Source organism: Rhizobium sp. SVR5-9E (assembly GCF_056755095.1).
Window position 1 is genome coordinate 1 of record NZ_JBNDHS010000329.1, and the last position, 306, is coordinate 306.

Below are 306 nucleotides of genomic sequence, written 5' to 3' on the forward strand. Positions count from 1 at the left end.
GTTCTGCAAAATTCCCTGTCAATGTGTTGAAAAATGAAAAGATACGAAATGCCGTTCACGAATTGCTTGACAGAGACGGGATGATCATCGGGATCTGTAACGGTTTCCATGCGTTGGTTAAATCCGGATTATTGCCTTACGGAAGAATCAAAGATTTGGATGAAAATTCACCGACATTGGCTCACAACGCAATCAGAAGACATATCTCCCAAATGGTAAATGGGAAAGTCTTGAATGACGAATCGCCTTGGTTAAAAGGAATGGAGGATCAGGTTTTCACCATTCCGATTTCTCATGGTGAAGGGC

Annotated in this window: 1 protein-coding gene; it reads left to right on the top strand. The window is 42.2% G+C overall.

The genetic code is table 11. The features are described 5' to 3' along the window. The coding region (locus ACPYOJ_RS35040) for a phosphoribosylformylglycinamidine synthase subunit PurQ (RefSeq protein ID WP_481420334.1) at positions 1-306 on the top strand (306 nt) is incomplete at both ends.